This window comes from Vibrio sp. IB15 (genome assembly GCF_016406055.1).
In the GTDB taxonomy this organism is placed as follows: domain Bacteria; phylum Pseudomonadota; class Gammaproteobacteria; order Enterobacterales; family Vibrionaceae; genus Vibrio; species Vibrio chagasii.
Genome location: NZ_JAEFCE010000017.1, coordinates 67,940 through 87,514, shown reverse-complemented (window position 1 = coordinate 87,514; position 19,575 = coordinate 67,940). Strand labels below are relative to the sequence as shown.

At 45.0% G+C, this 19,575-nt stretch carries 36 protein-coding genes and 1 pseudogene; 32 read left to right on the top strand and 5 right to left on the bottom strand.

Going from position 1 to position 19,575, the window contains the following annotated elements; translation table 11 throughout:
* From JC606_RS08920 to rplQ, 31 genes and pseudogenes are all read left to right on the top strand, one after another.
* Nucleotides 1-92: pseudogene (locus JC606_RS08920) on the top strand (elongation factor Tu); the annotation flags it as partial.
* Nucleotides 93-408: 316 nt separating this feature from the next.
* The gene (locus JC606_RS08915) at nt 409-597 is read left to right on the top strand and encodes a (2Fe-2S)-binding protein (protein ID WP_137407586.1); all 189 of its coding nucleotides are present in this window, start codon (nt 409-411) and stop codon (nt 595-597) included.
* An 81-nt stretch (nt 598-678) separates the two neighbouring features.
* A complete protein-coding gene (gene bfr / locus JC606_RS08910; RefSeq protein ID WP_061033929.1) occupies nt 679-1,161 on the top strand; it encodes a bacterioferritin in 483 nt (160 codons plus the stop codon).
* Nucleotides 1,162-1,585: 424 nt separating this feature from the next.
* On the top strand, nt 1,586-1,897 hold the full coding sequence (gene rpsJ / locus JC606_RS08905) for a 30S ribosomal protein S10 (protein WP_004736761.1): 312 nt from the start codon (nt 1,586-1,588) through the stop codon (nt 1,895-1,897).
* Between the two features lie 14 nt (nt 1,898-1,911).
* The gene (gene rplC / locus JC606_RS08900; protein WP_004738804.1) at nt 1,912-2,541 is read left to right on the top strand and encodes a 50S ribosomal protein L3; all 630 of its coding nucleotides are present in this window, start codon (nt 1,912-1,914) and stop codon (nt 2,539-2,541) included.
* Nucleotides 2,542-2,557: 16 nt separating this feature from the next.
* The gene (gene rplD, locus JC606_RS08895) at nt 2,558-3,160 is read left to right on the top strand and encodes a 50S ribosomal protein L4 (RefSeq protein ID WP_004738803.1); all 603 of its coding nucleotides are present in this window, start codon (nt 2,558-2,560) and stop codon (nt 3,158-3,160) included.
* Nucleotides 3,157-3,459 carry a 50S ribosomal protein L23 gene (gene rplW, locus JC606_RS08890; RefSeq protein ID WP_004738802.1) on the top strand — a complete coding sequence of 101 codons (303 nt, stop codon included), beginning with the start codon at nt 3,157-3,159 and terminating at the stop codon, nt 3,457-3,459. Before rplD ends, rplW begins: the two co-directional genes overlap by 4 nt.
* Nucleotides 3,460-3,474: 15 nt before the next feature.
* Entirely contained in the window at nt 3,475-4,299 is an 825-nt protein-coding gene (rplB, locus tag JC606_RS08885; protein WP_061033928.1) for a 50S ribosomal protein L2, read from the top strand.
* A 19-nt stretch (nt 4,300-4,318) separates the two neighbouring features.
* Nucleotides 4,319-4,597 (top strand): 30S ribosomal protein S19, encoded by a 279-nt coding sequence (gene rpsS, locus JC606_RS08880; protein WP_004736729.1) that lies wholly within the window; start codon nt 4,319-4,321, stop codon nt 4,595-4,597.
* 10 nt (nt 4,598-4,607) lie between these two features.
* On the top strand, nt 4,608-4,940 hold the full coding sequence (gene rplV, locus JC606_RS08875) for a 50S ribosomal protein L22 (protein WP_004736732.1): 333 nt from the start codon (nt 4,608-4,610) through the stop codon (nt 4,938-4,940).
* An 18-nt stretch (nt 4,941-4,958) separates the two neighbouring features.
* Nucleotides 4,959-5,657, top strand: coding sequence for a 30S ribosomal protein S3 (rpsC, locus tag JC606_RS08870; protein ID WP_004738797.1), 699 nt, complete (start codon nt 4,959-4,961; stop codon nt 5,655-5,657).
* Nucleotides 5,658-5,668: 11 nt separating this feature from the next.
* Nucleotides 5,669-6,079: a 50S ribosomal protein L16 gene (rplP, locus tag JC606_RS08865; protein ID WP_004736736.1), complete on the top strand. Its 411-nt coding sequence runs from the start codon at nt 5,669-5,671 to the stop codon at nt 6,077-6,079.
* On the top strand, nt 6,079-6,270 hold the full coding sequence (rpmC, locus tag JC606_RS08860; protein ID WP_004736737.1) for a 50S ribosomal protein L29: 192 nt from the start codon (nt 6,079-6,081) through the stop codon (nt 6,268-6,270). The genes rplP and rpmC overlap by 1 nt, the downstream gene beginning before the upstream one ends.
* The gene (gene rpsQ, locus JC606_RS08855; RefSeq protein ID WP_004738796.1) at nt 6,270-6,524 is read left to right on the top strand and encodes a 30S ribosomal protein S17; all 255 of its coding nucleotides are present in this window, start codon (nt 6,270-6,272) and stop codon (nt 6,522-6,524) included. The genes rpmC and rpsQ overlap by 1 nt, the downstream gene beginning before the upstream one ends.
* Nucleotides 6,525-6,685: 161 nt before the next feature.
* Entirely contained in the window at nt 6,686-7,057 is a 372-nt protein-coding gene (gene rplN, locus JC606_RS08850; protein ID WP_004738793.1) for a 50S ribosomal protein L14, read from the top strand.
* Nucleotides 7,058-7,068: 11 nt separating this feature from the next.
* Nucleotides 7,069-7,386 (top strand): 50S ribosomal protein L24, encoded by a 318-nt coding sequence (rplX, locus tag JC606_RS08845; protein WP_004738792.1) that lies wholly within the window; start codon nt 7,069-7,071, stop codon nt 7,384-7,386.
* Nucleotides 7,387-7,410: 24 nt separating this feature from the next.
* Nucleotides 7,411-7,950 carry a 50S ribosomal protein L5 gene (gene rplE / locus JC606_RS08840; protein ID WP_004738790.1) on the top strand — a complete coding sequence of 180 codons (540 nt, stop codon included), beginning with the start codon at nt 7,411-7,413 and terminating at the stop codon, nt 7,948-7,950.
* Nucleotides 7,951-7,966: 16 nt separating this feature from the next.
* Nucleotides 7,967-8,272 (top strand): 30S ribosomal protein S14, encoded by a 306-nt coding sequence (gene rpsN / locus JC606_RS08835; RefSeq protein WP_004738789.1) that lies wholly within the window; start codon nt 7,967-7,969, stop codon nt 8,270-8,272.
* Nucleotides 8,273-8,301: 29 nt separating this feature from the next.
* A complete protein-coding gene (gene rpsH, locus JC606_RS08830; RefSeq protein ID WP_004738788.1) occupies nt 8,302-8,694 on the top strand; it encodes a 30S ribosomal protein S8 in 393 nt (130 codons plus the stop codon).
* Nucleotides 8,695-8,707: 13 nt separating this feature from the next.
* Nucleotides 8,708-9,241: a 50S ribosomal protein L6 gene (gene rplF, locus JC606_RS08825; protein ID WP_004738786.1), complete on the top strand. Its 534-nt coding sequence runs from the start codon at nt 8,708-8,710 to the stop codon at nt 9,239-9,241.
* A 9-nt stretch (nt 9,242-9,250) separates the two neighbouring features.
* Nucleotides 9,251-9,604 carry a 50S ribosomal protein L18 gene (rplR, locus tag JC606_RS08820; RefSeq protein WP_004738784.1) on the top strand — a complete coding sequence of 118 codons (354 nt, stop codon included), beginning with the start codon at nt 9,251-9,253 and terminating at the stop codon, nt 9,602-9,604.
* A 14-nt stretch (nt 9,605-9,618) separates the two neighbouring features.
* A complete protein-coding gene (rpsE, locus tag JC606_RS08815) occupies nt 9,619-10,119 on the top strand; it encodes a 30S ribosomal protein S5 (protein ID WP_004738783.1) in 501 nt (166 codons plus the stop codon).
* 7 nt (nt 10,120-10,126) lie between these two features.
* A complete protein-coding gene (gene rpmD / locus JC606_RS08810) occupies nt 10,127-10,303 on the top strand; it encodes a 50S ribosomal protein L30 (RefSeq protein ID WP_004736756.1) in 177 nt (58 codons plus the stop codon).
* Between the two features lie 5 nt (nt 10,304-10,308).
* Nucleotides 10,309-10,743, top strand: coding sequence for a 50S ribosomal protein L15 (gene rplO, locus JC606_RS08805; RefSeq protein ID WP_004736758.1), 435 nt, complete (start codon nt 10,309-10,311; stop codon nt 10,741-10,743).
* A 20-nt stretch (nt 10,744-10,763) separates the two neighbouring features.
* Entirely contained in the window at nt 10,764-12,098 is a 1,335-nt protein-coding gene (gene secY, locus JC606_RS08800; RefSeq protein WP_004738781.1) for a preprotein translocase subunit SecY, read from the top strand.
* 41 nt (nt 12,099-12,139) lie between these two features.
* Nucleotides 12,140-12,253 (top strand): 50S ribosomal protein L36, encoded by a 114-nt coding sequence (rpmJ, locus tag JC606_RS08795; RefSeq protein ID WP_000868186.1) that lies wholly within the window; start codon nt 12,140-12,142, stop codon nt 12,251-12,253.
* A 148-nt stretch (nt 12,254-12,401) separates the two neighbouring features.
* Nucleotides 12,402-12,758, top strand: a complete 357-nt coding sequence (gene rpsM / locus JC606_RS08790; protein ID WP_004738779.1) for a 30S ribosomal protein S13 — start codon at nt 12,402-12,404, stop codon at nt 12,756-12,758.
* Between the two features lie 19 nt (nt 12,759-12,777).
* Nucleotides 12,778-13,167, top strand: coding sequence for a 30S ribosomal protein S11 (rpsK, locus tag JC606_RS08785; protein ID WP_004738778.1), 390 nt, complete (start codon nt 12,778-12,780; stop codon nt 13,165-13,167).
* 31 nt (nt 13,168-13,198) lie between these two features.
* Nucleotides 13,199-13,819 (top strand): 30S ribosomal protein S4, encoded by a 621-nt coding sequence (rpsD, locus tag JC606_RS08780; protein WP_004738777.1) that lies wholly within the window; start codon nt 13,199-13,201, stop codon nt 13,817-13,819.
* Between the two features lie 22 nt (nt 13,820-13,841).
* Nucleotides 13,842-14,834, top strand: coding sequence for a DNA-directed RNA polymerase subunit alpha (locus tag JC606_RS08775; protein ID WP_004729813.1), 993 nt, complete (start codon nt 13,842-13,844; stop codon nt 14,832-14,834).
* Nucleotides 14,835-14,858: 24 nt separating this feature from the next.
* Complete coding sequence (gene rplQ, locus JC606_RS08770; RefSeq protein ID WP_004729812.1) at nt 14,859-15,239, top strand: 50S ribosomal protein L17; 381 nt, start codon at nt 14,859-14,861, stop codon at nt 15,237-15,239.
* Between the two features lie 258 nt (nt 15,240-15,497).
* On the opposite strand, the gene JC606_RS08765 is transcribed toward rplQ, so the two are convergent.
* Both JC606_RS08765 and JC606_RS08760 read right to left on the bottom strand, forming a co-directional pair.
* On the bottom strand, nt 15,498-15,992 hold the full coding sequence (locus JC606_RS08765) for a DUF2780 domain-containing protein (RefSeq protein WP_137407588.1): 495 nt from the start codon (nt 15,990-15,992) through the stop codon (nt 15,498-15,500).
* Nucleotides 15,993-16,126: 134 nt separating this feature from the next.
* Entirely contained in the window at nt 16,127-16,747 is a 621-nt protein-coding gene (locus JC606_RS08760) for an FKBP-type peptidyl-prolyl cis-trans isomerase (protein WP_008220519.1), read from the bottom strand.
* Between the two features lie 213 nt (nt 16,748-16,960).
* On the opposite strand from JC606_RS08760, the gene JC606_RS08755 reads away from it, so the two are divergent.
* Nucleotides 16,961-17,545, top strand: coding sequence for a LysM-like peptidoglycan-binding domain-containing protein (locus JC606_RS08755; RefSeq protein WP_137407589.1), 585 nt, complete (start codon nt 16,961-16,963; stop codon nt 17,543-17,545).
* Between the two features lie 50 nt (nt 17,546-17,595).
* Here the strand turns inward: JC606_RS08755 and JC606_RS08750 are convergent, their stop codons facing one another.
* The 3 genes from JC606_RS08750 to JC606_RS08740 are packed head-to-tail and all read right to left on the bottom strand — an operon-like array spanning nt 17,596 to nt 19,520.
* Complete coding sequence (locus JC606_RS08750; RefSeq protein ID WP_137407590.1) at nt 17,596-18,444, bottom strand: DMT family transporter; 849 nt, start codon at nt 18,442-18,444, stop codon at nt 17,596-17,598.
* Nucleotides 18,444-18,896: a GNAT family N-acetyltransferase gene (locus JC606_RS08745; RefSeq protein WP_137407591.1), complete on the bottom strand. Its 453-nt coding sequence runs from the start codon at nt 18,894-18,896 to the stop codon at nt 18,444-18,446. The genes JC606_RS08750 and JC606_RS08745 overlap by 1 nt, the downstream gene beginning before the upstream one ends.
* A gap of 57 nt (nt 18,897-18,953) precedes the next feature.
* Nucleotides 18,954-19,520 carry a Crp/Fnr family transcriptional regulator gene (locus JC606_RS08740; RefSeq protein ID WP_105025855.1) on the bottom strand — a complete coding sequence of 189 codons (567 nt, stop codon included), beginning with the start codon at nt 19,518-19,520 and terminating at the stop codon, nt 18,954-18,956.
* Nucleotides 19,521-19,575 lie beyond the last annotated feature (55 nt).

Below are 19,575 nucleotides of genomic sequence, written 5' to 3'. Positions count from 1 at the left end.
CTCCAATCGCAATGGACGAAGGCCTACGTTTCGCTATCCGTGAAGGTGGCCGTACTGTAGGTGCTGGTGTTGTAGCTAAAATCTTCGCTTAATAGCATTTAGATTTTTGCACTCTCTTCATTAGAAGAGCACGCATCAAAAAAGGGGAGCTTCGGCTTCCCTTTTTTATTTTGGTTATAAGGGAAATTCCTAACACGTAATATCCACAGTCTATATTCCGATTTAAATACAGTTATTTACTTAACGGCATAAATCGCCCTCCTAAACTTTATCCTCTTCACAGCCCGTTAATCTCTCTTTTCGACGAAACACTATAACCAATCGATATAAACATACGGTAAATTTTAACTGGTAATAAGAATGATTCCTTTTTATATTTAAATGCAAGTTAAAGGGTTAGGTTTTACTATGTACGTTTGTTTATGCCATGGGGTCTCGGATAAGAAAATCCGCAAGTTGGTATTAGAAGAGGGCATTACTGACATAAAAGGAATTAAAAAGTGTACAGCACTTGGCAGTCAATGCGGCAAGTGTGTACGTTCAGCAAAAGAAGTCATTAACGACACCGCGAAAGACCTGCTTAAACAGGCAAGCTAATTCTGCTCAAAGAGCAGTAGCTTTTTTGACACTTCTCGATTTGGTTCTACAGTTAGAAGAGCCAAAGAGGAGGGCTATGTCATGAAAGGCGATCCTATCATCATTCAACATCTCAACAAAATTCTTGGTAATGAACTTGTCGCAATAAATCAGTATTTCTTGCATGCGCGCATGTATAAAGACTGGGGCTTAAAGCATCTAGCCGACAAGGAGTATCATGAATCCATCGACGAAATGAAACATGCCGACCATCTGATTGAACGAATCTTGTTTCTCGAAGGGCTGCCCAATCTGCAAGATCTAGGCAAACTTAAAATCGGTGAAGATACTCAAGAAATGCTGGAGTGTGACTTATCGTTAGAGATGGAAGCCATTCCGGATCTGAAAAACGCCATCGCTTATGCAGAAGATATTCATGACTATGTGTCACGAGATCTGTTTCTTGAGATTTTGGAAGATGAAGAAGAGCATGTCGATTGGTTAGAAACCCAACTTGGCCTCATCAAAATGACAGGTATTCAAAATTACCTACAAGCTCAATATGTCGATGAAGACGAAGGCTAAAATATATCGATAACAAGGGTAGCTGCTCAGGCGCATCCTAGTGGTTACCTTGCATTTCTTTTTCAGGCGGTAGGGCACTACCAAGAACTAAAAATCCTCCAATCACCCTTCTCAATAGATTCTGCGATTATTTTTCAAACACAGCTTGCAAGTTAAAGTGTGATCTGTATAATGCACCGCACTGGCTTAAGCTGGTTGTGAACCAATGAGCACTGAGGAGTAGGTTTTACCTAGTAATGTATACTCAGCTTATGTTCGCGGTTAATAAAAATAGTAAGGCTTGTCTTTACTTCAAAAGTTAACTGACAATGCGTCCTAATTTTGGATGCTACGGTTTCACATAAATCAATCGGCATTCTCTCGTTTTATCGAGTTTGAGTGGCGATATTGTTTGTGTAATTTTTAATAATTGGAGCTCTGTCTCATGCAGAACCAACGTATTCGTATCCGCCTTAAAGCGTTTGATTACAAGCTAATCGATGCTTCAACTGCGGAAATCGTTGAAACAGCAAAACGTACTGGCGCACAGGTTCGTGGTCCTATCCCACTACCTACTCGTAAAGAGCGTTTCACTGTTCTTACCTCTCCACACGTCAACAAAGATGCACGTGACCAGTACGAAATCCGTACTCACAAGCGTTTGATCGACATCGTTGAGCCAACAGACAAAACTGTTGATGCTCTAATGCGTCTTGATCTTGCAGCTGGCGTTGATGTTCAAATCAGCCTAGGTTAAGGGAGATAAGAATAATGATTGGTCTAGTCGGACGTAAAGTGGGTATGACCCGCGTATTTACTGAAGAAGGCGTTTCTATCCCAGTAACTGTTGTTGAGGTTGAAGCGAACCGTATTTCTCAAGTTAAAACTCTAGAGAACGACGGCTACGCAGCAATCCAAGTAACTACTGGTGCTAAGAAAGCTAACCGTGTAACTAAACCTGAAGCTGGTCACTTCGCGAAAGCGGGTGTAGAAGCAGGTCGCGGTCTTTGGGAATTCCGTTTAGAAAACGGCGAAGAGTTTGAAGTTGGCGCTGAGCTAAACGTAGAACTTTTCAACGAAATTAAAAAAGTAGACGTTACTGGTACATCTAAAGGTAAAGGCTTCCAAGGCGCTGTTAAGCGTTGGAACTTCTCTACTCAAGATATGACTCACGGTAACTCTTTGTCTCACCGTGCACCGGGTTCAATTGGCCAATGTCAAACTCCAGGTCGCGTGTTTAAAGGCAAGAAAATGGCAGGTCACATGGGTGCTGAGCGTGTAACGACTCAAAACCTAGAGATCGTACGTGTTGACGCTGAGCGCAATCTGCTTCTTATTAAAGGTGCAGTACCAGGCTCAACAGGCGGCAACGTGATCGTAAAACCTGCTGTTAAAGCATAACGTCTAGGAGTAAGTAATGGAATTGATGGTTAAAGGTGCTGATGCACTAACTGTTTCCGAGACTACTTTCGGACGTGACTTCAACGAAGCTCTTGTACACCAAGTAGTTGTTGCATATGCAGCAGGTGCTCGTCAAGGTACTCGTGCTCAAAAGACTCGTTCTGAAGTATCTGGCGGTGGCGCTAAGCCATGGCGTCAAAAAGGTACTGGCCGCGCACGTGCTGGTACAATTCGTAGCCCAATCTGGCGTACAGGTGGTGTTACTTTTGCTGCGAAACCACAAGATCACAGCCAAAAAGTAAACAAGAAAATGTACCGCGGTGCTATGAAGAGCATTCTTTCTGAGCTTGTTCGTCAAGAGCGTCTAATCGTTGTTGATAACTTCTCAGTAGAAGCACCAAAAACAAAAGAACTTGTAGCTAAGCTTAAAGAGCTTGAGCTAAGCGACGTTCTGATTGTAACTGGCGAAGTAGATGAAAATCTATTCTTAGCTGCTCGTAACCTATACAAAGTTGACGCACGTGACGTTGCTGGTGTTGATCCAGTATCTCTAATTGCATTCGACAAGGTTCTAATGACTGCTGACGCAGTTAAGCAAGTTGAGGAGATGCTAGCATGATCACTGAAGAGCGTATCTTAAAAGTTCTACGTGCTCCGCACATCTCTGAAAAAGCAACTATGGCAGCTGAGAAAGCGAACACTATCGTTTTCAAAGTAGCTAAAGATGCAACTAAGAAAGAGATCAAAGCAGCTGTAGAAAAGCTATTTGAAGTTGAAGTTAAGTCTGTAAATACTCTTGTTCAAAAGGGTAAGACCAAACGTCAAGGTATGCGTGAAGGCCGTCGTTCAGACGTTAAGAAAGCCTACGTTACTTTGAAAGAAGGTCAAGATCTTGACTTCGTTGGCGGCGCGGAATAACAGGAGTAGTTAAAAATGGCTATTGTTAAATGTAAGCCGACTTCCCCTGGTCGTCGTCACGTCGTTAAAGTTGTTAACGCTGACCTACACAAGGGTAAGCCATACGCACCTCTTCTAGAGAAAAACTCTAAGAACGGTGGTCGTAACAACAACGGTCGTATCACAGTACGTCACATCGGCGGTGGTCACAAGCACCACTACCGTGTAATTGACTTCAAACGTACTAAAGATGGCATCCCAGCGAAAGTTGAGCGTCTAGAATACGATCCAAACCGTAGCGCTAACATCGCTCTAGTTCTGTACGCAGACGGTGAGCGTCGTTACATCATTGCACCAAAAGGTGTTCAAGCAGGTGACCAGATCCAATCTGGTGTTGATGCGCCAATCAAAGCAGGTAACACTCTGCCGATGCGTAACATCCCAGTAGGTTCTACTGTACACTGTGTTGAACTTAAGCCTGGTAAAGGTGCTCAACTAGCTCGTTCGGCTGGTGCTTATGCTCAAATCGTTGCTCGCGACGGTGCATACATCACTATCCGTCTACGTTCTGGTGAAATGCGCAAAGTACTTTCTGAAGGTCGTGCAACGATCGGTGAAGTTGGTAACTCTGAGCATATGCTACGTGAACTTGGTAAAGCTGGTGCTTCACGCTGGCGCGGCGTACGTCCAACCGTACGTGGTGTAGTAATGAACCCGGTGGATCACCCACACGGTGGTGGTGAAGGCCGCACATCTGGTGGTCGTCACCCAGTTTCTCCTTGGGGCGTTCCTACTAAGGGCTTCAAGACTCGTAAGAACAAGCGCACTGACAAGTACATCGTACGTCGTCGCACTAAATAATTTATAAAGAGGAATCGCCATGCCACGTTCTCTCAAGAAAGGTCCTTTTATTGACCTACACTTGCTGAAGAAGGTAGAGAAAGCGGTGGAAAGCGGAGACAAAAAGCCTATTAAGACTTGGTCCCGTCGCTCAATGATCATCCCAACAATGATTGGTTTGACCATCGCTGTCCATAATGGTCGTCAGCACGTTCCAGTTTTCGTTACCGAAGAAATGATCGGTCACAAACTGGGCGAATTTGCACCAACTCGTACTTATCGCGGTCATGCTGCAGATAAGAAAGCTAAGAAGAAGTAAGGAGTAGATGATGGAAGCTTTAGCTAAACATAACTTTGCTCGTATTTCTCCACAGAAAGCTCGCTTAGTTGCAGACCAAATTCGCGGTAAGTCGGTAGACCAAGCTCTAGAAATTCTAACTTTCAGCAACAAAAAAGCTGCTGTATTGGTTAAGAAGGTTCTTGAGTCAGCTATCGCTAACGCGGAACATAACGAAGGTGCAGATATCGACGATCTAAATGTCGCTAAAATCTTCGTAGATGAGGGCCCTATCATGAAGCGTATTATGCCTCGTGCTAAAGGTCGTGCGGATCGTATCTTGAAGCGTTCAAGCCACATCACTATTGTTGTAGCAGATCGCTAAAGACTAGGAGAGTAAGCAATGGGTCAGAAAGTACATCCTAATGGTATTCGTCTTGGCATCGTTAAGCCTTGGAATGCTACATGGTTTGCTAATACCAAAGATTTCGCTGACAACCTAGACGGCGACTTCAAGGTACGTCAGTTCCTTACAAAGGAACTACAAAAAGCATCACTATCTCGTATCGTTATCGAGCGTCCAGCTAAGAGCATCCGTGTGACTATTCACACTGCTCGTCCTGGCGTTGTTATCGGTAAGAAAGGTGAAGACGTAGAGAAGCTACGCGCAGCTGTAGCTAAAATCGCAGGTGTACCAGCGCAAATCAATATCGCTGAAGTACGTAAGCCTGAGTTAGATGGTCAGCTTGTAGCTGATAGCATCGCGTCTCAACTAGAGCGTCGTGTTATGTTCCGTCGTGCTATGAAGCGCGCAGTACAAAACGCAATGCGTCTAGGCGCTAAAGGTATCAAAGTGGAAGTAAGTGGTCGTCTAGGCGGCGCTGAAATCGCACGTTCTGAGTGGTACCGTGAAGGCCGTGTGCCTCTACACACTCTACGTGCAGACATTGATTACGCAACTTCTTCGGCTCACACTCAATACGGTGTGATCGGCATTAAAGTTTGGATCTTCAAAGGTGAGATTCTAGGCGGTATGCCAGCTGCTAACGCAGTAGAGCCTAAAGGCGATAAGCCTAAGAAGCAGCGTAAAGGCCGTAAGTAAGGAGTCGAACGATGCTACAACCAAAACGTACTAAGTTCCGCAAGGTTATGACTGGTCGTAACCGTGGTCTAGCTAAAGGTACTGAAGTAAGCTTCGGCGAATTCGGTCTTAAAGCTGTTGGCCGTGGTCGTCTGACTGCACGTCAAATCGAAGCGGCACGTCGTGCTATGACACGTCACATTAAGCGTCAAGGTCAAATCTGGATCCGTGTATTCCCAGACAAACCGATTACTGAAAAGCCTCTTGAAGTTCGTCAAGGTAAAGGTAAAGGTTCAGTAGCGTACTGGGTTGCTCAAATCCAACCTGGCAAAGTTATGTACGAAATGAATGGCGTACCTGAAGAGTTGGCACGTGAAGCGTTCCGCCTAGCGGCACGTAAACTGCCTGTTAAAACTACTTTTGTAACTAAGCAGGTGATGTGATGAAAGCACAAGATCTACGCGAAAAGAACGTTGAAGAGCTTAACGCTGAGCTATTGAATTTGCTACGTGAACAGTTCAACTTGCGCATGCAAGCTGCAACTGGTCAGCTTCAGCAAACTCATACTCTAAAAGCTGTACGCCGTGATATCGCACGTGTGAAAACTGTTTTGACTGAAAAGGCAGGCGCATAATGAGCGAAACTAACCGCATCCAGCAAGGCCGTGTAGTAAGTGACAAGATGGACAAGTCTATCGTTGTTGCTATCGAACGTACTGTAAAACACCCAATTTACGGTAAATACGTTAAACGCACGACTAAAGTACACGCACACGACGAAGACAACACTTGTGGCCTAGGCGACAAAGTTGAAATCGCTGAGTGTCGTCCTCTGTCTAAGACTAAGTCTTGGACATTGGTTAAAGTTCTAGAAAAAGCGAAGATTTAATCTTTGTAATTCTATAACTTATAAGCGGCTCCAAATTATTTTTGGGGCCGCTTGTTTTTTGTCTACCCAATTTAAAAAAAGGGTGGTACAATTCGCGTCCCTTTTAAAGAGGCAGCCCGACCCGAGAGGGTCTAGTTTTAATATTTAGCGGAGCACTAACAATGATCCAGATGCAAAGTACACTTGACGCAGCAGATAACTCTGGCGCGCGCAAGGTAATGTGTATTAAGGTTCTGGGTGGCTCTCACCGCCGTTATGCACATATCGGTGACATCATCAAAGTTACAGTTAAGGAAGCAATTCCTCGCGGTAAAGTAAAAAAAGGTGATGTTCTGAAGGCGGTAGTAGTGCGCACCCGTAAAGGCGTTCGTCGCCCAGACGGTTCTGTCATTCGCTTCGACAGTAATGCTTGTGTATTGTTAAACGACACTACTGAGCAACCAGTCGGCACACGTATCTTTGGTCCTGTGACTCGTGAACTTCGTAACGCGAAATTCATGAAGATTGTATCACTAGCACCTGAAGTTCTGTAAGGAGCGGCAATATGGCAGCTAAAATCCGTCGTAATGACGAAGTAATCATTCTTGCTGGTAAAGATAAAGGCAAGAAAGGTAAAGTAACTAAGGTTCTGACAACTGGTAAAGTTATCGTTGAAGGCATCAACCTTGTTAAGAAACACCAAAAGCCGGTTCCGGCTCTAGGTCAACAAGGTGGCATCGTTGAACAAGAAGCAGCTATTGACGCTTCTAACGTTGCAGTTTTTAACGCGGCTACTGGTAAAGCAGACCGTATCGGTTTCCGTATCGAAGATGGCAAGAAAGTTCGTTTCTTCAAATCTAACGGCGAAACTGTTTCTAACTAATTAGAAGTAATTTGGAGTTCTACTATGGCGAAACTGCATGATTACTACAAGTCGTCTGTAGTCGCTGAGCTTACCAAAGAGTTCAGCTACACAAGCGTCATGCAAGTCCCTAGGATTGAGAAAATCACCCTAAACATGGGCGTTGGTGAAGCAATCAACGATAAGAAACTGCTAGAAAACGCAGCAGCTGATATGGCAACGATCTCTGGTCAAAAGCCACTTATCACTAAAGCGCGTAAATCTGTAGCTGGTTTCAAAATTCGTGAAGGCTACCCAATTGGTTGTAAAGTAACCTTGCGTGGTGAGCGCATGTGGGAATTTTTAGAGCGTTTAATCTCTATCGCACTTCCACGTGTACGTGATTTCCGTGGTGTTAGCGCTAAGTCTTTCGACGGTCGCGGTAACTACAGCATGGGCGTTCGCGAGCAAATCATCTTTCCGGAAATCGACTACGATAAAGTCGATCGTGTCCGCGGTCTTGATATCACTATCACGACTTCTGCGGGTTCCGATGAGGAAGGCCGAGCTCTGCTGGCTGCCTTTAACTTCCCATTCCGTAAGTAAGGGTAGGGTTACTGTTATGGCTAAACAATCAATGAAAGCACGTGAAGCTAAACGTGCAAAACTAGTAGCTAAGTTCGCTGAAAAGCGTTCTGCGCTAAAAGTTATCATTAGCGATGTAAACGCATCTGAAGAAGATCGTTGGAATGCGGTTCTTAAACTGCAATCTCTTCCACGTGATTCAAGTGCATCACGTCAGCGTAACCGTTGCAACCAAACTGGTCGTCCACACGGTTACCTACGTAAATTCGGTCTAAGCCGCATTAAGGTTCGTGAAGCTTGCATGAAAGGCGAGATTCCGGGTCTTCGTAAGGCTAGCTGGTAATTGCCACTTAATCATTTGGAGTAAATCTTATGAGCATGCAAGATCCGATTTCGGATATGCTGACCCGCGTTCGTAACGGTCAGGCAGCAAACAAAGTTGCTGTAAAAATGCCTTCTTCAAAGCTTAAAGTTGCAATTGCTGCACTACTAAAAGCTGAAGGTTACATCGTAGACTTCGCTGTTGAAGGCGAAGCAAAACCTGAGCTAGAAGTTACTCTTAAGTACTTCCAAGCTAAACCTGTAATCGAGCAAATCAAGCGTGTATCACGTCCTGGTCTAAGAGTTTATAAAAATAAAGACTCTCTACCAACAGTGATGGGCGGTCTTGGTATTGCAGTTGTTTCTACTTCCAAGGGTCTAATGTCTGACCGTGCTGCTCGTAAAGCAGGTCTTGGCGGTGAAATCATCTGTTACGTAGCTTAATAAGGAGTAGATTATGTCTCGTGTTGCTAAAGCACCTGTCGCTATTCCAGCTGGCGTAGAGGTGAAACTAAACGGCCAAGAAGTTACTGTAAAAGGTAGCAAAGGTGAGCTTACTCGCGTTCTTAACAACGCCGTAGTTATTGCACAGGAAGAAAACAACCTAACTTTCGGTCCGAAAGAAGGTGTTGCTAACGCATGGGCACAAGCTGGTACAGCTCGCGCTCTAGTTAACAACATGGTTGTGGGTGTTACAGAGGGCTTCACTAAGAAGCTAACTCTAAAGGGTGTTGGTTACCGTGCTGCTATGAAAGGCAACTCTGTAGCTCTAACTCTTGGTTTTTCTCACCCAGTAGAGCACGCTCTACCTGAAGGTATTAAAGCTGAGTGCCCTAGCCAAACTGAGATCGTTGTAACTGGTTGTGACAAGCAGCTAGTTGGTCAAGTTGCGGCTGACATTCGTTCTTACCGTGCTCCTGAGCCTTACAAAGGTAAAGGTGTTCGTTACGCAGATGAAAATGTGCGTACTAAAGAAGCTAAGAAGAAGTAAGGTATCACTATGGATAAGAAAGCATCTCGCATCCGTCGTGCTACACGTGCACGTCGTAAGATTGCAGAACTTGGTGCAACTCGCCTGGTAGTACACCGTACTCCTCGCCATGTTTACGCACAAGTTATCGCGGCAAACGGCTCTGAGGTTATCGCAGCTGCTTCTACTGTAGAAAAAGCGATCCGTGAGCAAGTTAAGAACACTGGTAACGTTGATGCAGCTAAAGCAGTTGGTAAAGCTGTTGCTGAGCGCGCTCTTGAAAAAGGCGTAGCTTCAGTTGCATTCGATCGTTCTGGTTTCCAATACCACGGTCGAGTAGCGGCGCTAGCAGAATCTGCTCGCGAAGCTGGTCTGAAATTCTAAGGTAGGGTTGGAAGATGGCTAAAGAACAACAACAAGCTAATGATTTGCAAGAAAAGCTAATCGCTGTTAACCGTGTATCTAAGACGGTTAAAGGTGGTCGAATCATGAGCTTCACTGCACTAACAGTAGTTGGTGACGGTAATGGTCGTGTAGGTTTCGGTTACGGCAAAGCTCGTGAAGTACCTGCTGCGATTCAAAAAGCAATGGAAAAAGCGCGTCGTAACATGGTTACTGTTGCGCTGAACGAAGGCACTCTTCACCACCCGGTGAAAGGTCGTCATTCGGGCTCTAAAGTTTACATGCAGCCAGCTGCAGAAGGTACAGGTGTTATTGCCGGTGGTGCAATGCGTGCTGTACTTGAAGTTGCGGGCGTACATAACGTACTTTCTAAAGCATACGGTTCTACGAACCCTATCAACATCGTTCGTGCAACGATTGGTGCTCTAGTAGACGTTAAGTCACCAGAAATGGTTGCTGCTAAACGTGGTCTAACTGTTGAATCTATTTCGGAGTAAGCACACGATGGCAACTATTAAAGTAACTCAAACTAAAAGCTCAATTGGTCGCCTACCTAAGCACAAAGCGTGTCTTAAAGGTCTAGGTCTTCGTCGCATCAACCATACAGTAGAACTTGAAGATACTCCGTGCGTACGCGGTATGATCAACAAGGTTTACTACATGGTTAAGATTGAGGAGTAATCAGAATGCGTTTGAATACTCTATCACCGGCTGCTGGCTCTAAACCTTCTAAGAAGCGTGTAGGTCGTGGTATCGGTTCTGGCCTTGGTAAAACAGGTGGCCGCGGTCACAAAGGTCAAAAGTCACGTTCTGGCGGCTCTGTTCGTCCAGGTTTTGAAGGCGGTCAAATGCCTCTAAAACAACGTCTACCTAAATTCGGTTTCACTTCTCGTAAGAGCCTAGTGTCTGCTGAAGTTCGTCTAGCTGAGCTAGCGAAAGTAACAGGTGACGTAGTTGATCTTAACAGCCTTAAAGCTGCTAACGTTATCACTAAGAACATCGAATTCGTTAAGATCGTTCTTTCTGGTGACCTGAGCAAAGCTGTGACTGTTAAAGGTCTACGCGTGACTAAAGGCGCTAAAGCTGCAATCGAAGCTGCAGGCGGTAAAATCGAGGAATAATCTCGAGGAACGAGGTACAGATGGCTAAGAAACCAGGACAAGATTTTCGTAGTGCTCAGAGCGGCTTAAGTGAACTAAAGTCGCGCTTATTATTCGTAATTGGTGCACTTTTAGTATTCCGAGCCGGCTCTTTTGTGCCGATCCCTGGTATTGACGCAGCTGTACTTGCCGATTTGTTCGATCAGCAAAAAGGTACCATCGTTGAAATGTTTAACATGTTCTCCGGTGGTGCTCTTGAGCGTGCATCTATATTAGCATTGGGTATCATGCCGTACATTTCGGCATCGATCGTAGTCCAATTGTTAACTGTAGTTCATCCAGCGTTAGCGGAACTCAAGAAAGAGGGTGAAGCAGGCCGTCGTAAGATAAGCCAATATACACGCTACGGCACGCTTGTACTTGCAACATTCCAAGCTATTGGTATTGCAACGGGCTTACCAAACATGGTCGACAATCTGGTTGTTATCAACCAAACCATGTTTACGCTTATTGCTACCGTGAGTTTAGTAACTGGTACCATGTTCTTAATGTGGTTAGGTGAACAAATCACTGAGCGAGGAATCGGTAATGGTATTTCCATTCTGATTTTTGCAGGTATTGTTGCTGGATTGCCTTCTGCAATCGGTCAAACAATCGAGCAAGCGCGTCAAGGTGAATTGCATGTGCTTCTTCTGCTGTTGATTGCTGTATTGTCTTTTGCTGTTATCTACTTCGTAGTTTTCATGGAACGTGGTCAACGTCGTATCGTCGTTAACTATGCGAAACGTCAACAAGGTCGTAAGGTTTTTGCAGCACAAAGCTCTCACTTGCCTCTTAAAATTAATATGGCAGGTGTTATTCCAGCGATTTTCGCATCGAGCATTATTTTGTTCCCAGGAACATTAGCACAGTGGTTTGGTCAAAATGGTGAAAGCAGCGCGTTCGGTTGGTTAACTGACGTGTCATTAGCTCTTAGCCCAGGTCAGCCTCTGTATGTAATGCTTTATGCAGCAGCTATAATCTTCTTCTGTTTCTTCTATACAGCGTTGGTGTTTAACCCACGTGAAACAGCTGATAACTTGAAGAAGTCTGGTGCATTCGTACCCGGTATCCGCCCAGGTGAGCAGACAGCGAAATATATCGATAAAGTGATGACTAGACTAACCCTTGCGGGCGCTCTATACATTACTTTTATATGTCTGATTCCTGAATTCATGATGGTCGCGTGGAACGTTCGTTTCTACTTCGGCGGCACTTCACTACTAATCGTAGTGGTAGTTATCATGGATTTCATGGCACAGGTACAGACTCATCTGATGTCACAACAGTATGATTCTGTGTTAAAGAAAGCGAATCTGAAAGGTTACGGCCGTTAATTCGGTGGTAATAATTTCAGTTCCATTTACGGAGTTTAGCAATGAAAGTTCGTGCTTCCGTTAAAAAAATCTGCCGTAACTGTAAAGTTATCAAGCGTAACGGTGTCGTTCGCGTGATTTGCAGTGAGCCAAAGCATAAGCAACGCCAAGGCTAATCAGCAGAAATTTTTACTTGAAATACAAGGTAGAGTCGAGTATATTCCTCGGCCTACCTTTTGCGTGCAAAAGAAGTAGTATGCCGCAGCGTATCCATAACGGGCTTTGCTGCGGATAATTCTTTTATGAACCCCTTAGGAGTGAATAATGGCCCGTATAGCCGGCATTAACATTCCTGATCACAAGCATTCTGTAATTGCACTTACTGCAATCTACGGTATCGGTAAAACTCGCTCTCAAGCTATTCTAGCTGAAGTGGGTATTGCTGAAGATGCTAAGATCAGTGAACTAACTGAAGAGCAGATCGATCAACTGCGTGATGGTGTAGCTAAGTACACTGTAGAAGGTGATCTACGTCGTGAAGTATCGATGAACATCAAGCGTCTTATGGACCTTGGCTGTTACCGCGGTCTTCGTCATCGTCGCAGTCTACCACTACGTGGACAGCGTACTAAAACCAACGCTCGCACCCGTAAGGGTCCGCGCAAGCCGATCAAGAAATAGTCGGATAAGGTAGAGTACAATGGCAAAACAACCAACTCGCGCGCGTAAGCGCGTACGCAAGCAAGTAGCTGATGGCGTAGCGCACATTCATGCTTCTTTCAACAACACAATCGTAACTATCACTGACCGTCAAGGCAACGCTCTTGCATGGGCTACAGCAGGTGGTTCAGGTTTCCGTGGTTCTCGTAAATCTACTCCGTTCGCAGCACAAGTTGCAGCTGAGCGTTGTGGTGAAATGGCTAAAGAATATGGCCTAAAGAACTTGGAAGTTATGGTTAAGGGTCCAGGTCCAGGTCGTGAATCTACTGTTCGCGCACTGAACGCTGCTGGTTTCCGTATCACTAACATTGTTGATGCGACACCAATCCCTCATAACGGTTGTCGTCCACCTAAGAAACGTCGCGTTTAAGTTTCGTTTCTAGGAATATTGGAGAAAGATCATGGCAAGATATTTGGGTCCTAAGCTAAAGCTTAGCCGTCGCGAAGGTACTGACTTATTCCTTAAGTCTGGTGTCCGTGCGATCGATACCAAGTGTAAAATTGATAACGCACCAGGTGTACACGGCGCTCGTCGCGGTCGTCTATCTGAGTATGGCGTTCAGCTTCGTGAGAAGCAAAAAGTTCGTCGTATCTACGGCGTTCTAGAAAAACAATTCCGCAACTACTACAAAGAAGCTGCACGTCTAAAAGGCAACACGGGTGCAAACCTGCTTCAGCTTCTTGAAGGTCGTCTTGATAACGTAGTTTACCGTATGGGCTTTGGTGCAACTCGCGCTGAATCTCGTCAACTAGTTAGCCACAAGTCTATCCTAGTTAACGGTAAAGTTGTAAACGTTCCTTCTTTCAAAGTAGCGGCAAACGACGTTGTTTCTATCCGCGAGAAAGCTAAACAGCAATCTCGTATTAAAGCGGCTCTAGAAGTTGCTGAACAACGTGAAAAGCCAACTTGGATTGAAGTAGATGCTGGCAAAATGGAAGGTACATTCAAGCGTATGCCTGAGCGTTCTGACCTATCAGCTGACATCAATGAACACTTGATCGTCGAACTTTACTCTAAGTAAGGTTAAAAAAAGAGAGGACACAATGCAGGGTTCTGTAACAGAATTTCTTAAGCCGCGTCTTGTTGACATTGAACAGATCAATACGACACACGCGAAAGTAACTCTTGAGCCATTAGAGCGCGGTTTCGGCCACACTCTAGGTAATGCTCTTCGCCGCATTCTTCTATCTTCTATGCCGGGTTGTGCCGTAACAGAAGTTGAAATCGAAGGTGTGCTACACGAATACAGCACTAAAGAAGGCGTTCAGGAAGATATCCTGGAAATCCTTCTAAACCTTAAAGGTTTGGCTGTGCGCGTTGCTGAAGGCAAAGATGAAGTGTTTATTACACTGAACAAATCAGGCTCAGGCCCTGTTGTTGCAGGTGACATCACCCACGATGGTGATGTAGAGATCGCTAACCCTGAGCACGTAATTTGTCACCTAACGGATGACAACGCTGAGATCGCTATGCGCATCAAAGTTGAACGTGGTCGTGGTTACGTTCCAGCTTCAGCTCGTATCCATACTGAAGAAGATGAGCGTCCAATCGGTCGTCTACTTGTTGACGCTACTTACAGCCCGGTTGATAAAATCGCTTACGCTGTAGAAGCGGCACGTGTAGAACAACGTACTGATTTAGACAAGCTTGTTATCGATATGGAAACGAACGGTACTCTAGAACCTGAGGAAGCAATCCGTCGTGCAGCTACTATTCTAGCTGAACAACTGGATGCGTTCGTAGATCTTCGTGATGTACGTGTACCTGAGGAGAAGGAAGAGAAGCCAGAATTCGATCCTATCCTACTACGTCCTGTAGACGATCTTGAACTAACAGTTCGCTCTGCTAACTGTTTGAAAGCAGAAGCGATTCACTACATCGGTGATCTTGTACAGCGCACTGAGGTTGAGCTACTTAAAACGCCAAACCTTGGTAAGAAATCTCTTACAGAGATTAAAGATGTGCTTGCTTCACGTGGTCTTTCTCTAGGCATGCGTCTAGAAAACTGGCCACCAGCGTCAATCGCTGAAGATTAATCGAAAAGTTAGAAGGATTAGGTCATGCGCCATCGTAAAAGTGGTCGTCAACTCAACCGCAACAGCAGTCATCGTAAAGCGATGTTCAGCAACATGGCTAGCTCTCTTGTTCGTCACGAAGTTATCAAAACTACCGTGCCTAAAGCAAAAGAACTACGTCGCGTAATTGAGCCGTTGATTACCCTAGCTAAGACAGACAGTGTTGCTAACCGTCGTCTTGCATTCGCTCGCACTCGTGATAACGAAGTGGTAGCAAAACTATTTAATGAACTAGGCCCGCGTTTCGCGGCTCGCCAAGGTGGTTACACTCGCATTCTTAAATGTGGTTTCCGTACTGGTGATAAAGCTCCAATGGCTTACATTGAGCTTGTAGACCGCCCAGCTGCTGAAGAAGCTGCTGAGTAATCTATCTAGATTCTTAATACAAAAAGCCGAGCATTAGCTCGGCTTTTTTGTATCTGGACTTTGCGTTTTTAAAGGTTGAATCTTGCACCACGATGTTTGGCATTTATTCTTGCCTTCTCGGCTTCACTATTCAAAATATCTCGCATCTCGCATCTCGCATCTCGCATCTCGCATCTCGCATCTCGCATCTCGCATCTTCCACCCACAAAAAAGAGCACCGAAGTGCCCTTATCATTTTCTAAAACTAACCGCTCACTATTATTGCCAAATAGCAGTCAAAGAATCCATCAAGCCACTCGTTGCGCCTTGAGATTGCAGTGTTTGCAGAATGATTGGTGCAAACGTTGATACCATCGATGGATCCATACCTAAACTAGAAAAGGCACTTTCAACTGCACCTTGTGAGTTTAGTAGTGATGATAGACCCGTTGACTCCAGACTAGACATACCTGGGATAAGTGACGCAAGCTCTTTGTTATCTGTAGTATCTAGTGAGTTCTGTGCCAGTGCTAACATAGAACCGATACCACCAATCGCTTGATCGCTAGTGACAGACGCTTGGTCAGCAACAGTGTCAGCAAGCGGTGTTGTTTCATTCTGTTGAGACCACATGTTTACAGCTGCCATTAATGCAGTTTGTGATAGTTGAGAGTAGTTGGTATCAGAACCAGAACTGGTTTGTTCAGAGTCGCTAGTGCTAGCGCAAGAGACAACAGCAAGGCTGCTTAAAACTGTGATGAGTACTTTCTTCATTATTCGTCCTTAAGTAATAAAGTAATTTACTCTTTCACTATAAACGAAAAATGGCGATGTAGTGACATCGCCGTTGGATTATTTCAATTTTATTTGCCTATAGTATTTTGTTTTACTAAAGGTTTTTATAAAAATTAAAGAATAGCTAGAAGTTCAACTTCAAATACTAGAGCTGCAAATGGTGGGATTGCAGCACCTGCGCCACGCTCACCGTATGCTAGATCTTGAGGGATGTATAGCTTCCACTTAGAGCCAACAGGCATCATTTGTAGAGCTTGTACCCAACCTTGAATTACGCCAGTTACTGGGAATTCAGCTGGTTGACCGCGAGATACAGAGCTGTCGAAAACAGTACCGTCAGTTAGTTCGCCGTGATAGTGAACACGTACTTGCTTGTCTGCAGTTGGGATTTCGCCAGTGCCTTCCGTTAGTACTTCGTATTGAAGACCAGACTCAAGAACGGTTACTTCTGAACGAAGAGCGTTGTCAGCTAGGAAAGCTTCGCCGTCAGCAGCTGCAGCTTTAGCTAGTTCTTGACGTGCAGCTTCACCGCGAGTGTGTAGCTCTTGTAGTGCGTTGTTGATTTCGTCAACTTCGATAGCTGGCATGTCACCAACTAGAGCTGTAGCGATACCAGCAGCGATTGCGTCAACGTTTAGGCCTTCAAGACCAGAACCAGCAAGTTGTTGGCCCATTTGTAGACCGATACCGTAGCTAGCTTTTTGCTCTACAGTTTCAAATTTTACTTCAGACATGAAAAGTCACTCTTTTTGTCAGTACGAAAAAGGTAAGAATACCAGTATTAGCAGCGTGAAGAAACGGCTAGTCCCTGATCACTTGCGCTTTACCGTGTCCAAATCACAGCCATGTCAATTTTCTTGCATTGAGCCCCGTTGTGACGGAAAGATCTATACTGTTGGTACTTTGGTTTTTATACTGTAGTTATTCAATGTATAGGACGCAGTGGTATGAATCGTCGTCAAAAGAAAAAGCAGAAAGTTGACCACTTAGCAGAACTCAAGGATCGACTGAATCAGGTCAAAGAGAAATTGAGCTCGATCGATATTAAAGGAATGAAAACCTCAGCAGTGCAAACTTGGGGCTCATTACCCAAATTACACCAAAGATTATTAATGGTGATTTCGCCGATCGTTCTTGTCCTACTTGTTGTGCCGTTGCCTGAACCTAAAGTAGAGGCAACTCCGGTTACATCTCGCGTTGCGCTAGAGATAAATACCGTTGGGCTGAGCGAACAGCAAAACACCAAGAGCAGCTCATCAGAGCCGAGTAACAATAATTGGCAGGAATACCTAGTTAAGCAAGGTGATACCTTGGCTCAGGTTTTTCGAAACAACGATCTACCACTGTCTGATTTAAATGCGCTAGTGCGTATTGAAGGCGCAGACAAGCCACTCAGCCAGATCCGCAAAGGTCAGTTAGTTCGATTCAAATTAGCTGAAACCGGACAACTTGATATCCTACAGTTAGAGAAGGGCGACACATCAGTTATGTTCTTCCGTTTATCTGATGGTGGCTTTGGCCGCAGCAAATAGATATCTTGCGTGAGTTACGAACTCAACAGTACGAACGAGACAAGAAAGAGCTAAGCATTAGCTCTTTTTTTTGGTCGCTTGAAAGGCGCGAGCGGTAAGATGATCAACATAATACCAATGAAGGTTAACGTATCAGGGATCTCATCGAACCATATGGCGCCAATTAACGCGACAAACACCAAGCCTGAATATTCAGCCAAGGCAATTTGGCTAGAGTGTGCTTTTTGGTAGGCGGCAACCGCAAGCCCGTTATAACTCAGTATGAGCGTCGCACTCAATGCTATGTATCCAAGATGTTCTAAAGACACCGGTTGCCAATACAATAAGCATAGTATTAACGAGGCTGGGATAGAGAAGAGGGTTGTCCACCACAACGTGGTCACCACAGATTGTTCACTAGGGAGCTTTCGTACCAATACATTGAACAGGGCAAGCGTTAGTGCAGTCCCCAATGCAAACAGTGCTGCCCAGTGAAATTGCGATGGCCGCAAAACGATTAGCGCGCCAACAAAGCCGACAGTGGTGGCGATGACTTTGCCAAGCGCAGGCTGCTCTTTGAGTAGAAGTACTGACAGAGGCAGCATCAATAATGGGGCTACGTAAAATACCGCGTTAGCTGTCGCTAAAGACATATGGGTGATCGCGACCACCATACATCCACTGCCGATTAAGATCAGTTGTCCACGAATTAAGGTGACCTTGGCTTGTTGTAAGCAGCGTTGCTCCTTGCTTTGTCGCAGCCACAAAGGAGCAATGAGTAACAGAGATATCAACTGACGGAAAAAAATATACTGAAGAGGTGGGACTTCGCCGTTCAATAACTTCACAGCTACGTCAGAGAGCGAGGCAAACAGGTTGCCAGCAATCAAAAGTAGGATACCGACAGTGATATTCGACATTACTTCTCTAATCTCATGTCTACGTGTGGAATATCATCTTCCAAATACATTTCAGAGATCGTCTTGAATCCATGGCTAGCGTAGAAGCTTTCTAGGTGCTCTTGCGCACCAATATCGATGGTCGTGTTCGGCCACAATGCCTCACAGCGAGCTAATGCTTCCACCAGCAATTTATGCCCTAAACCATTGCCTCTTGCTGATTGTTTGGTTGCAACTCGACCAATACTGGCATTGTCATAAGTGGTGCCAGGCGGCAATAAACGAGCACACGCGATGAGCTCTCCGTCCGCATAGCCCATTAGGTGCTGAACACCTTCAAGGGTGTCTTTGCCATCGAGCTCTGGATAAGGGCAGGTTTGCTCAACCACAAATACATCGACTCGTAGTTGCAGCAGTTGATAGAGCTGTTGTGTTGAAAGTTCAGAAAAGGGAATAGAGTGCCAAGTGATCATGTTTACATCCAGAGATTATCGATGCTTTGAATGTACTATGCACACTGACCGTTGGCATTAACTATTGTTAATTCGACCTTTAATTCTACTCAAACTTATCGCCGTTATTCCTAGGTAGGCAGCAATTTGATTGTCGTTGAGGCGTTGTTCCAGATCGGGGTAGTGCTCACAGAAAAGCTGGTAACGTTGCTCTGGTGTATAGAGCAACATGAATCGCTCTTTGTTTTCCTTGTGCATCAGCTGGGTTTCTAACAACTTTAAATACAAAGGATTATTAGAGGCACGCCACTCGATTACGGCCTTCATTGGCAGTTCTAATAGCGTAATAGGCGTGAGGGTTTCAAGCAGGTAAGGGGACGCTTGGTTTTTTATCAAGCTCTCAAAGCCGATGATCCAGTCTTGCTCCCAGTAGAACTCTTTGCTGTATTGCTTGCCCTCATTAGTGAGGTAACAAGCATGGCATAAGCCCTCAAGCACGAAGTAAATTGAATCTGCCATCTCTCCTTGGTTAATAAGGATGTGTCTGGTTGGTAGCTCAAGAGGCTTGGCGACAGCGACTAGCGATTCAATCTGACTTTGTGAGAAGTCGAAGCTTTGCAGTTGTTCGATAAAAGAGGTGTGCATGAAAATAACCTAACCCAAATAAGTGCTGAAATCATCGCACTTATTTGAGTGTAGG

What these genes read in the sequence shown, in the direction of transcription:
- rplF (WP_004738786.1), top strand. Translation starts at nt 8,708, where the DNA reads ATGTCTCGTGTTGCTAAAGCACCTGTCGCTATTCCAGCTGGCGTAGAG.
- bfr (WP_061033929.1), top strand. Translation starts at nt 679, where the DNA reads ATGAAAGGCGATCCTATCATCATTCAACATCTCAACAAAATTCTTGGT.
- rpsD (WP_004738777.1), top strand. Translation starts at nt 13,199, where the DNA reads ATGGCAAGATATTTGGGTCCTAAGCTAAAGCTTAGCCGTCGCGAAGGT.
- rplW (WP_004738802.1), top strand. Translation starts at nt 3,157, where the DNA reads ATGATCACTGAAGAGCGTATCTTAAAAGTTCTACGTGCTCCGCACATC.
- secY (WP_004738781.1), top strand. Translation starts at nt 10,764, where the DNA reads ATGGCTAAGAAACCAGGACAAGATTTTCGTAGTGCTCAGAGCGGCTTA.
- rpsM (WP_004738779.1), top strand. Translation starts at nt 12,402, where the DNA reads ATGGCCCGTATAGCCGGCATTAACATTCCTGATCACAAGCATTCTGTA.
- rplV (WP_004736732.1), top strand. Translation starts at nt 4,608, where the DNA reads ATGGAAGCTTTAGCTAAACATAACTTTGCTCGTATTTCTCCACAGAAA.
- JC606_RS08760 (WP_008220519.1), bottom strand. Translation starts at nt 16,747, where the DNA reads ATGTCTGAAGTAAAATTTGAAACTGTAGAGCAAAAAGCTAGCTACGGT.
- JC606_RS08765 (WP_137407588.1), bottom strand. Translation starts at nt 15,992, where the DNA reads ATGAAGAAAGTACTCATCACAGTTTTAAGCAGCCTTGCTGTTGTCTCT.
- rplQ (WP_004729812.1), top strand. Translation starts at nt 14,859, where the DNA reads ATGCGCCATCGTAAAAGTGGTCGTCAACTCAACCGCAACAGCAGTCAT.
- rpsQ (WP_004738796.1), top strand. Translation starts at nt 6,270, where the DNA reads ATGAGCGAAACTAACCGCATCCAGCAAGGCCGTGTAGTAAGTGACAAG.
- JC606_RS08755 (WP_137407589.1), top strand. Translation starts at nt 16,961, where the DNA reads ATGAATCGTCGTCAAAAGAAAAAGCAGAAAGTTGACCACTTAGCAGAA.
- rpmD (WP_004736756.1), top strand. Translation starts at nt 10,127, where the DNA reads ATGGCAACTATTAAAGTAACTCAAACTAAAAGCTCAATTGGTCGCCTA.
- rpsS (WP_004736729.1), top strand. Translation starts at nt 4,319, where the DNA reads ATGCCACGTTCTCTCAAGAAAGGTCCTTTTATTGACCTACACTTGCTG.
- rpsK (WP_004738778.1), top strand. Translation starts at nt 12,778, where the DNA reads ATGGCAAAACAACCAACTCGCGCGCGTAAGCGCGTACGCAAGCAAGTA.
- rplR (WP_004738784.1), top strand. Translation starts at nt 9,251, where the DNA reads ATGGATAAGAAAGCATCTCGCATCCGTCGTGCTACACGTGCACGTCGT.
- rpsC (WP_004738797.1), top strand. Translation starts at nt 4,959, where the DNA reads ATGGGTCAGAAAGTACATCCTAATGGTATTCGTCTTGGCATCGTTAAG.
- rplX (WP_004738792.1), top strand. Translation starts at nt 7,069, where the DNA reads ATGGCAGCTAAAATCCGTCGTAATGACGAAGTAATCATTCTTGCTGGT.
- rplC (WP_004738804.1), top strand. Translation starts at nt 1,912, where the DNA reads ATGATTGGTCTAGTCGGACGTAAAGTGGGTATGACCCGCGTATTTACT.
- rpsN (WP_004738789.1), top strand. Translation starts at nt 7,967, where the DNA reads ATGGCTAAACAATCAATGAAAGCACGTGAAGCTAAACGTGCAAAACTA.
- rplB (WP_061033928.1), top strand. Translation starts at nt 3,475, where the DNA reads ATGGCTATTGTTAAATGTAAGCCGACTTCCCCTGGTCGTCGTCACGTC.
- JC606_RS08745 (WP_137407591.1), bottom strand. Translation starts at nt 18,896, where the DNA reads ATGATCACTTGGCACTCTATTCCCTTTTCTGAACTTTCAACACAACAG.
- rpsJ (WP_004736761.1), top strand. Translation starts at nt 1,586, where the DNA reads ATGCAGAACCAACGTATTCGTATCCGCCTTAAAGCGTTTGATTACAAG.
- rplD (WP_004738803.1), top strand. Translation starts at nt 2,558, where the DNA reads ATGGAATTGATGGTTAAAGGTGCTGATGCACTAACTGTTTCCGAGACT.
- JC606_RS08750 (WP_137407590.1), bottom strand. Translation starts at nt 18,444, where the DNA reads ATGTCGAATATCACTGTCGGTATCCTACTTTTGATTGCTGGCAACCTG.
- rpsH (WP_004738788.1), top strand. Translation starts at nt 8,302, where the DNA reads ATGAGCATGCAAGATCCGATTTCGGATATGCTGACCCGCGTTCGTAAC.
- JC606_RS08740 (WP_105025855.1), bottom strand. Translation starts at nt 19,520, where the DNA reads ATGCACACCTCTTTTATCGAACAACTGCAAAGCTTCGACTTCTCACAA.
- JC606_RS08915 (WP_137407586.1), top strand. Translation starts at nt 409, where the DNA reads ATGTACGTTTGTTTATGCCATGGGGTCTCGGATAAGAAAATCCGCAAG.
- rplE (WP_004738790.1), top strand. Translation starts at nt 7,411, where the DNA reads ATGGCGAAACTGCATGATTACTACAAGTCGTCTGTAGTCGCTGAGCTT.
- rpsE (WP_004738783.1), top strand. Translation starts at nt 9,619, where the DNA reads ATGGCTAAAGAACAACAACAAGCTAATGATTTGCAAGAAAAGCTAATC.
- rplP (WP_004736736.1), top strand. Translation starts at nt 5,669, where the DNA reads ATGCTACAACCAAAACGTACTAAGTTCCGCAAGGTTATGACTGGTCGT.
- rpmJ (WP_000868186.1), top strand. Translation starts at nt 12,140, where the DNA reads ATGAAAGTTCGTGCTTCCGTTAAAAAAATCTGCCGTAACTGTAAAGTT.
- rplN (WP_004738793.1), top strand. Translation starts at nt 6,686, where the DNA reads ATGATCCAGATGCAAAGTACACTTGACGCAGCAGATAACTCTGGCGCG.
- rplO (WP_004736758.1), top strand. Translation starts at nt 10,309, where the DNA reads ATGCGTTTGAATACTCTATCACCGGCTGCTGGCTCTAAACCTTCTAAG.
- rpmC (WP_004736737.1), top strand. Translation starts at nt 6,079, where the DNA reads ATGAAAGCACAAGATCTACGCGAAAAGAACGTTGAAGAGCTTAACGCT.
- JC606_RS08775 (WP_004729813.1), top strand. Translation starts at nt 13,842, where the DNA reads ATGCAGGGTTCTGTAACAGAATTTCTTAAGCCGCGTCTTGTTGACATT.